The sequence below is a fragment of the Bradyrhizobium manausense genome (assembly GCF_001440035.1).
Lineage (GTDB): Bacteria > Pseudomonadota > Alphaproteobacteria > Rhizobiales > Xanthobacteraceae > Bradyrhizobium > Bradyrhizobium manausense.
The window spans coordinates 1,177-2,540 of record NZ_LJYG01000115.1 but is presented as its reverse complement, the minus strand read 5'-3'; the positions used below and the strand labels follow the sequence as shown (position 1 = coordinate 2,540).

The following is a 1,364-nucleotide window of genomic DNA, read 5'->3' as shown; positions in this document are numbered from 1 at the left end:
TCGACGCCAATGGCCGGCTGACGATCTCGACCACCAACGACTACGCGTCCTCGACCATCGGTTCGAGCACTGCAGGTGGCTCGATCGGCGGCACGCTGACCACGGCACTGACCTTCTCGACGGCTTCGGCGCCTATCCAGGACACTGTTGCCCAGACGACTCGCGCGAATCTGGTCTCTCAGTACAACAACATCCTGAGCCAGATCGACTCCACCTCGCAGGACTCCTCGTTCAACGGCGTCAACCTGTTGAACGGCGACCAGCTCAAGCTGACGTTCGACGAGACCGGCAAGTCGAGCCTGAACATCACCGGCGTGACCTACAACTCCAAGGGCCTGGGCCTCGCCTCGTTGACCAGCGGCGTGGACTTCATCGACAATGCTGCCACCAACAAGGTGCTGACCAACCTGAACGCCGCTTCGAGCACGCTGCGCTCGGAAGCTTCGACCCTCGGTTCGAACCTCTCGGTCGTGCAGGTTCGTCAGGACTTCAACAAGAACCTGATCAACGTGCTGCAGACCGGTTCGTCGAACCTGACGCTTGCCGACACCAACGTCGAAGCGGCCAACAGCCAGGCGCTGTCGACCCGCCAGTCGATCGCGGTCTCGGCGCTGTCGCTGGCCAACCAGTCGCAGCAGAGCGTGCTCCAGCTGCTCCGCTAACAAGCGGTCGACATCGCAGAACAAGATCTGGCGGCGGGGCTTCGGCCCCGCCGCTTTCGTTTATGTGCCTGCGTTCGGCGGCGATGTGCGGTGAGGGGAGACGGTGCATTCGAATGCAGCGAATTGCCGACTCTGAGTTATGGTTGACAAGTGGCAAACGCCCGTTCGCTGCACCGAAAAACATCATCCGATCATGACGATACAGATTCGCACGATCCAGCACGGAGCGCGCACATGGTGAATCCTCGCAAGGACTGTCGCGATACGCTTCATGCTTTGTTAGCCGTCTACGTTCACCGTCCCGGCATCGATTAATCCTAATCGAAGTTTGTTGCGTTGCGTACCAGAAGGGTAACAGCTTATGTCCGGTATCGTTCTCTCGTCCTCGGTTCGCCAGAACCTGCTCTCTCTCCAGTCCACCGCCGATCTTCTCGCCACCACGCAGAGCCGTCTGTCGACGGGCAAGAGCGTGAACTCGGCCCTGGACAATCCCACCAACTTTTTCACGGCACAGTCGCTCGACAACCGGGCCAGCGACATCAACAACCTGCTCGACGGCATCGCCAATGGTGTGCAGGTGCTGCAGGCCGCCAACACCGGCATCACCTCGCTGCAAAAGCTGATCGACAGCGCCAAGTCGATCGCCAACCAGGCGCTCCAGACCACCGTGGGTTATTCCACCAAGTCGAACGTCTCCACCAC

The 1,364-nt window shown here is 60.1% G+C and carries 2 protein-coding genes; both read left to right on the top strand.

The window, feature by feature from the left end; genetic code table 11:
- The coding region (locus AOQ71_RS49430; protein ID WP_283809638.1) for a flagellin at positions 1-662 on the top strand (662 nt) is incomplete at its 5' end.
- A 361-nt stretch (positions 663-1,023) separates the two neighbouring features.
- Positions 1,024-1,364: flagellin N-terminal helical domain-containing protein (locus AOQ71_RS40215; protein ID WP_488226159.1), on the top strand; the 341-nt coding region annotated here is incomplete at its 3' end.